We start from the raw sequence: 6161 nt of genomic DNA on the forward strand, positions 1-6161 counted from the left end.
TGCTCACAGCTGCCGCCTCCAGCGACTCGACTTCGCCTCTTACGTTCCCGAGGCAGCCTGGGAGGTAACAACACCAGCTCGCTACGTCACACACACTCGCGGTCGAGCTGGGCCTTCACCTCGCGTGGGTGATCGCTGATGATGGTGTCCACGCCGAGGTCTAGCAGGAAGCGCACGTCCTGCGGGTCGTCGACTGTCCAAACGAAAACCTGGTGCCCGCGGGCGTGCGCGCGCTCGACGAAATCGGGATCCGAGCGCACCAGATGCAGCCCCGGCCCGGCGATCGACGCCCCGGCCGGCAGCAGTCCCTCGCGGCGTACCGGCAGCAACCGGTCCAGCAGCAGCACGGTCGGGATGTCGGGTGCGAGCAACCGCACCCGACGGACCGCGGTGGGTGCGAAGCTCATGATGATGACGCGGTTGTCGGACTCGGGCGGCTGACGCAGGCTCACCGGCGGGCCCGGACGTCCGGCCCACCCGAAGCGGGACAGCATTTCGACCAGCGTCTTCTCGACGAGTCCGCCGTAGCGGGTCGGGTGCTTGGTCTCGACGAGCAGCCGGACGTTGCGCCCGGCGTCCCGGACGAGCCCGAGCAGCATCTCGAGGGTGAGCACACCGCCGCCGGCAGTGCGGTCGGCGGCGACGCCCTTGAGATACGGGTCGTCGGTCAGCAGCTCGTCGGCCGAGGCCGGCAGCCCCCCGTGCCAGGACGAGAAGTTCAGCTCGCTCAGTGTGCGCAGGTCCAGCTCACTGACCACGCCCTGCCCGTCGGACGTCCGGTTCACGGTGCGGTCGTGCACGCAGACGAGGTGCCCGTCGCGGGTCATCCGCACGTCGCACTCGAGGGCGTCGGCCCCGTCCTCGATCGCTGTCTGGTAAGCCGCCAGCGTGTGCTCGGCCACCGTGGCCGACGCGCCGCGGTGTGCGACGAGCATCGGCCGCAGCGGCGGTTCGATGACGATCCGCTGACTGCGGGGACTCATGACTTCATGGTGACGTGTTCGCGTGAACCCGGTATGTCGCACCCGTCGGCTCGGCCGGCTCAGATCACCTCGGCCGGGACGCCGCCGTCGGCCTGCATCGGTCGGCCCGCGGCGTCCCAGGCCAGCATCCCGCCCTCGAGGTTGACCGCCTGGTAACCCTGCTGCCGCAACCAGGCCGTCACCTGCGCCGACCGGCCGCCGACCTTGCAGATGACCACGACGGTGGCTTCGGGCGTGATCGGGCCGGGGTCGTAGGACAGCCGCTGCGGCACCTCGTTCATCGGAACGTGCACCGCGCCGGCAATGTGGCCGGCCGCCCACTCCTCGTTCTCGCGGACGTCGAGCAGGACGGCGTCGGCCGGGATCTCCTCGACCCGGACGGCAGGGATGTCGGCGGGGCGCATAGCTTCGACGCTAGCCGATGCGGCCTGCCCGGCGATCCACTGGTCGAACTCCGCCGGGGTCAGAAGGCGCACGGTGTGCAGGTGACGCGCCGCCGGGTGTTGGGCCAGGGCGAGGATCTCCGAGCGGCGCTGCGCGTGTTTACGTAGCGCCCACCACACCGGGTGTTCGGGATCCAGCCAGTCCCGCCAGGTTTCTACGTTGCCGCCGAAGATCGGCGTATGCCGCCAGGTACGCGCGATGGAGCGCCGCAGCACGCGCAGGAAGACGACGGGCAACGAGTAGTCCAGCCACACCACGGTGTCGGCGGCCGCCCACATCCTTTCTCGCACCACCGTGCGGCCGAAGGAGTCGAACACCCAGCGCGGCTCGGCCACGATGCGTTCGACGGTCGACTCGAAGTCGGGTGGCCTCGACCAATGCGGCCCGATGGCCAGTGCGTCCAGCTCGTGGAACGGCGCGTCAATCAGGTGGGCCACCCGCCGGGCGGCGGTGGTCTTGCCCGCGCCGGTGATGCCGACAACGAGGACGCGCTGCACCCGCGGGTTACTTTACGAGCCGCGACAGTCGGCGGTCGGCGAGCTCGCGTCCCTCGGTCTGGCAGGTCGGGCAGTACTGGAACGCGCGGTCGGCGAAGGACACCTCGCGGACGGTGTCGCCGCAGACCGGGCACGGCAGGCCGGCGCGAGCGTGCACCCGCAGCCCGCTGCGTTTCTCGGACTTCAGCGTCGCCGCCTTCTGCCCGACCGACCGCTCGACGGCGTCACCGAGGATGCTGGCCATCGCCTCGTGCAGGCGGGTCAGCTCGTCGTCGGTGAGCTTGGCCGTGTTCTTGAACGGCGACAGCCTCGCCGCGTGCAGGATCTCGTCGGAGTAGGCGTTCCCGACACCGGCGAGGACGGCTTGATGGGTGAGCGCCTTCTTCAACTGGGCCCGTTCGGTGCTCAGGACCCGGCCGAGCTCGTCGCGCGAGATGGTCAGGGCGTCGGGCCCGAGCGCGGCGATGCCGGGCACCTCGAGCGGGTCGCGGACGAGGTACACGGCAAGCCGCTTCTGCGTCCCGGCCTCGGTGAGGTCGAAGCCGGCGACCGGTCCTTGCTCGAACTCAGGAGCGAGGTGCAGGCGGAGCGCGATCGGTCCCTTGCCGCCCGGACGTGGTGGGGCGGGCGGCAGCGACTCTCGCCAGTGCAGCCAGCCGGCCCGCGACAAGTGGACGATCAGGTGCAGCAGGCCGGCCTCGCCGGCGACCTCGAGATCCAGGAACTTGCCGTGCCGGCTCGCGCCGGTGACCCACGCGCCGTTCAGCGCCGACAGCGGCGGGTCGAACGTCTTGACCGCGTTGATCGCCGCGACGTCGGCACGCACGATCGTGCGGCCCACCGCACGCTCGCGCAGGAACGTAGCCAACGCCTCGACCTCGGGCAGCTCCGGCATGTCTTGAGAATAAGCAAAGGCGCGGCGACGAGGGAGTTGTATGCGGTCGCCCACCGTTTTCGGGTCAATGTTCGCTTACCGCGAAAGTGCTTCTACCCCCCGAATTTGCTGGGCTACAGGCTGTTCCAGCGGGGTCGGTTCGGGTAGAATCAAACACATGAGCGAGACGGTGGGGCGGGTCGATCTCGACGCCCTGCTCGCCGACGCCCACCGGGTCGTCGACGCCCTACAGGCCGTGGAACTGGCCAGCTGTGGTGATGAGCAAGTGATCAGCGCGTTGCGCTCGTTCGAGACGCTGCGCCGCCGCCTGGAACCGGTCGATCACGCCCTGATCCTCGACGTGGAACGCCGCGGGCTGCCGGGCCACACTCTGTCGCGTGGTCCAGCGCCGTGGCTGCGGCAGACGCTGACCATCGACATCCACGAGGCGAACGCCCGGGTCCGGGCGGCGCACGCCGCCGGGTCCCGCCGCACCCTGCTCGGCCAACCGCTGCCCGCGCGGTATCCGGCGGTTGCTGCGGCGCAAGCCGACGGGCAGCTGGCCGCGAGGCAGGCCCGGGTGATCACCTGCATGTTGGACAAGCTGCCCGACACAGTCCTGGAGCGGGTGCCCGAGGTGGAGGCGGCGTTGGTCGACAGCGCGCAGCGTTATGACGCCAGCGCCTTGCAGAAGCTAGCCGATCGGCACCGCGACTGGCTCGACCCGGACGGCACACTCGACGACGTCGAGAAGCGGCGCCGGGAGCGGGACCTGCGGTTCACCCAACGCCCCGACGGGTCCTGCACCGGCAGCTTCGAGGGCACCGCGGAGCTGGCGGAGGTGCTGCAGGTCGCGTTCGACTCCCTCGGCGCCCCGACACCGGAAACCGACGGTGTGAAAGACCCCCGCTCGGCGGGGCAGCGGCGTCACGACGCGCTGCTCGATGCCCTTAAGATCACGGTCGGGTCCGGCAGCTTGGAGAAGTCCGGTGGGGTGCTGGCCACGATCATCCTGACCATGAGCGCCCAGGACTACGCCACCGGCACCGGGTTCGCCACCACCGGGCACGGCGCGCAGGTCCCCACCAGCGAGGCGATGAGCTGGGCCGGCGGCGACTACCGGTTGTTTATGACCGTGCTGGACTCCGTGCAAGGGATCACTGCCTACTCCAGCACCCACCGGCTGTTCACCGAAGGCCAACGCCTAGCCTTCATCGCCCGAGACGGCGGGTGCGCGTTCCCCGGTTGTCTCGCCCCGCCAGGCTGGTGCCAAGCCGCCCACATCATCGACTTCATCGACGGCGGACCCACCACCGTGGCCAACGGCATGCTGCTGTGCGGGTTCCACCATCGCGAGTACGTCCGCCAAGGCTGGACCGTCCGCCTCGTCGACGACCGACCCGAATGGACCCCACCTAGATGGATCGACCCGCAACAGAAACCCATCCGCACCTGACGCGTGGTCAGAGTGCCGCGGCGAGCGCCTCGCGCGGGAAGGTGACGCCGGTCGTGCTGTGGCAGCGGTAGCCGTGCGGGTGTTTGGCCAGGTACTGCTGGTGGTGCGCCTCGGCGTAATAGAACTTTCCGAGCGGGGCGATCTCGGTGGTCACCCGGCCGTACCCGCGCTCGGCCAGCGTGCTGCCGAGCACCTGGACGGCCTGCTCGGCCACCCGCTGCTGCTCATCGTCGAGGTAGTAGATGCCCGAGCGGTACTGCGTGCCGACGTCGTTGCCCTGACGCATCCCTTGCGTCGGATCGTGGACCTCGAAGAACGTCGCGACCAGTTGCGCGTAGCTGACGACGTCCGGGTCGAAGACCACCAACACCGCCTCGGTGTGCCCGGTCAGCCCGGAGCAGACCTCCTTGTAGTCCGGGTGCGCGGTGCTGCCGCCGGTGTAGCCGGCCGCCGTCGTCCATACGCCGGCCTGGCCCCAGAAGATCTCTTCGGCGCCCCAGAAGCAGCCGAGCCCGAACACGGCCTGCTGCAGGCCGTCCGGGAACGGGGGCTGCAGGGCGTGGCCGAGCACCGCATGCGCGGCTGGCACGGGGAACAGGTAGTGGTCGCGGCCCTGCAGGGCGCGATCCGGGGTGACGAGCTGGGTCTTTCGGCGGCCGAAGAGCATGTGCCCAGCCTATGACCACGACGTACGCTCCACGTATGACGCAGTGGGGTCTCGACACCCTCTTCAATCCGGCCAAGCGGCACATGGATGACGAGAAGCAGCGCCTGCAGTCGACCCGTGAAGAGGTCGGCGACAATTCCGGCGGGCGTCGCGTCGACCTCGAGTCCGGCAAGGTCGTGATCCGCCGCGCCGACAACGAGGACCAGGACGCCATCGAGCCAAGAGCGGACGACCCGACCCCGGCGGTTGCAAAAGAAGCGAAGAAGGCCGCGCCCAGTGCCGCCGCGCAGCGCGCCGCGGCCCGCCGGGGCCGCACCGCCCGCTGACACCGGGCGGGCCGCTGACACCGGGCGGGCCCGAGGTCCTTGCGGCGGCTCAGGCGTCTGCCCACCGGCTAACTAACCCGGGACATCCAATTGACCCCGGACATGCGGAAGCCCCCGGTGAGCGGGGGATTCACCGGGGGCCTCCATCGGTCTCCAGGTCAGGTCCGGTGAGCGGGGGATTCACCGGTAAGACCGTTCGACCATCGGTCCGTTTCGGTGAGCGGGGGATTCACCGATCCGAGCCGATTGCTCTGCGTCACCGTCCGACTCGAAGGTCTTGCGTTCCTCGGTTCGTTCTCGCTGACAGGATCAACAATGAAGTACGATCCGTGTTAGGTCAAGGCAGAATTACAAACTACTTCGATGTAATTTCGCTTTCAATGTTTCGAGACCGTATCACTTCGGATCGAAACGGACATTCCTTTGACGATTAGGCCTTCCGGGCTGACCAAGGCCCAGGAAATTCGGGTCCGGAGTGCCTTGCAGATCACACCTGGTCGTCCTCTTCGAGCTGCCAACCACCCCCATGGATGCGCTGGACCAGGTCGGTCAACACCGGTCCGACGACCTGCGGGAACCCGCCTAGCTGTACGGCGACGCTGAACCGGTCCGTCGAGACAGCAGAGTCCGGGTCAGCCTCGTTCAGCACCATCCGTTCACTAAGGGTGAGCACCTGGAAAGTCAGGCCCCGGGCCGTGAGGAACGACGTCACCTGCTCGACCTCCTTCTCATCGACCGTCTGCACGAAGACCTGTCCCTGCACCCATCCGGTCATGTCCATGGCGGCCATCATTCACCGGCTGTCCGGATCGCGGCGGACGCGCGGCACACCCGACCCGGCTTCCCGCAGGTCGGCGCGCGGTCGTGCCCCGGGGAGTGGTGTAAATCGTTCGCGTACAGCTCTGCGTTGCTGC

Annotated in this window: 7 protein-coding genes and 1 CRISPR repeat array; of the genes, 2 read left to right on the forward strand and 5 right to left on the reverse strand. The window is 68.8% G+C overall.

The features are described from left to right. Positions 1 to 86: 86 nt before the first annotated feature. The 3 genes from ACFFC4_RS04320 to ACFFC4_RS04330 form a co-directional block, all read right to left on the reverse strand. Positions 87 to 983: a glycerophosphodiester phosphodiesterase gene (locus ACFFC4_RS04320; RefSeq protein ID WP_375498128.1), complete on the reverse strand. Its 897-nt coding sequence runs from the start codon at positions 981 to 983 to the stop codon at positions 87 to 89. 59 nt (positions 984 to 1042) lie between these two features. Next, a complete protein-coding gene (locus ACFFC4_RS04325) occupies positions 1043 to 1387 on the reverse strand; it encodes a rhodanese-like domain-containing protein (RefSeq protein WP_375498152.1) in 345 nt (114 codons plus the stop codon). Between the two features lie 544 nt (positions 1388 to 1931). Further along, entirely contained in the window at positions 1932 to 2819 is an 888-nt protein-coding gene (locus tag ACFFC4_RS04330; RefSeq protein ID WP_375498130.1) for a DNA-formamidopyrimidine glycosylase family protein, read from the reverse strand. A 157-nt stretch (positions 2820 to 2976) separates the two neighbouring features. Between ACFFC4_RS04330 and ACFFC4_RS04335 the strand changes: the two genes are divergently transcribed. Further along, positions 2977 to 4254, forward strand: coding sequence for a DUF222 domain-containing protein (locus tag ACFFC4_RS04335; protein ID WP_375498132.1), 1278 nt, complete (start codon positions 2977 to 2979; stop codon positions 4252 to 4254). A 7-nt stretch (positions 4255 to 4261) separates the two neighbouring features. Here the strand turns inward: ACFFC4_RS04335 and msrA are convergent, their stop codons facing one another. Further along, on the reverse strand, positions 4262 to 4921 hold the full coding sequence (msrA, locus tag ACFFC4_RS04340) for a peptide-methionine (S)-S-oxide reductase MsrA (RefSeq protein ID WP_375498134.1): 660 nt from the start codon (positions 4919 to 4921) through the stop codon (positions 4262 to 4264). Between the two features lie 35 nt (positions 4922 to 4956). On the opposite strand from msrA, the gene ACFFC4_RS04345 reads away from it, so the two are divergent. Further along, positions 4957 to 5247: a DUF6191 domain-containing protein gene (locus ACFFC4_RS04345; protein ID WP_375498136.1), complete on the forward strand. Its 291-nt coding sequence runs from the start codon at positions 4957 to 4959 to the stop codon at positions 5245 to 5247. 114 nt (positions 5248 to 5361) lie between these two features. Next, a CRISPR array of direct repeats spans positions 5362 to 5483; the repeat unit is 21 nt; unit sequence CGGTGAGCGGGGGATTCACCG. 251 nt (positions 5484 to 5734) lie between these two features. On the opposite strand, the gene ACFFC4_RS04350 is transcribed toward ACFFC4_RS04345, so the two are convergent. Then, complete coding sequence (locus ACFFC4_RS04350; protein WP_375498138.1) at positions 5735 to 6028, reverse strand: hypothetical protein; 294 nt, start codon at positions 6026 to 6028, stop codon at positions 5735 to 5737. Between the last annotated feature and the right edge of the window lie 133 nt (positions 6029 to 6161).

Origin of the sequence: uncultured Jatrophihabitans sp. (assembly GCF_964244045.1) — a bacterium.
GTDB lineage: Bacteria > Actinomycetota > Actinomycetes > Mycobacteriales > Jatrophihabitantaceae > Jatrophihabitans.

Excerpts from the sequence above, each read along its gene's own strand:
- ACFFC4_RS04325 (WP_375498152.1), bottom strand. The coding sequence starts at position 1,387 with ATGCGCCCCGCCGACATCCCTGCCGTCCGGGTCGAGGAGATCCCGGCC.
- ACFFC4_RS04335 (WP_375498132.1), top strand. The coding sequence starts at position 2,977 with ATGAGCGAGACGGTGGGGCGGGTCGATCTCGACGCCCTGCTCGCCGAC.
- ACFFC4_RS04320 (WP_375498128.1), bottom strand. The coding sequence starts at position 983 with ATGAGTCCCCGCAGTCAGCGGATCGTCATCGAACCGCCGCTGCGGCCG.
- ACFFC4_RS04350 (WP_375498138.1), bottom strand. The coding sequence starts at position 6,028 with ATGGACATGACCGGATGGGTGCAGGGACAGGTCTTCGTGCAGACGGTC.
- msrA (WP_375498134.1), bottom strand. The coding sequence starts at position 4,921 with ATGCTCTTCGGCCGCCGAAAGACCCAGCTCGTCACCCCGGATCGCGCC.
- ACFFC4_RS04330 (WP_375498130.1), bottom strand. The coding sequence starts at position 2,819 with ATGCCGGAGCTGCCCGAGGTCGAGGCGTTGGCTACGTTCCTGCGCGAG.
- ACFFC4_RS04345 (WP_375498136.1), top strand. The coding sequence starts at position 4,957 with ATGACGCAGTGGGGTCTCGACACCCTCTTCAATCCGGCCAAGCGGCAC.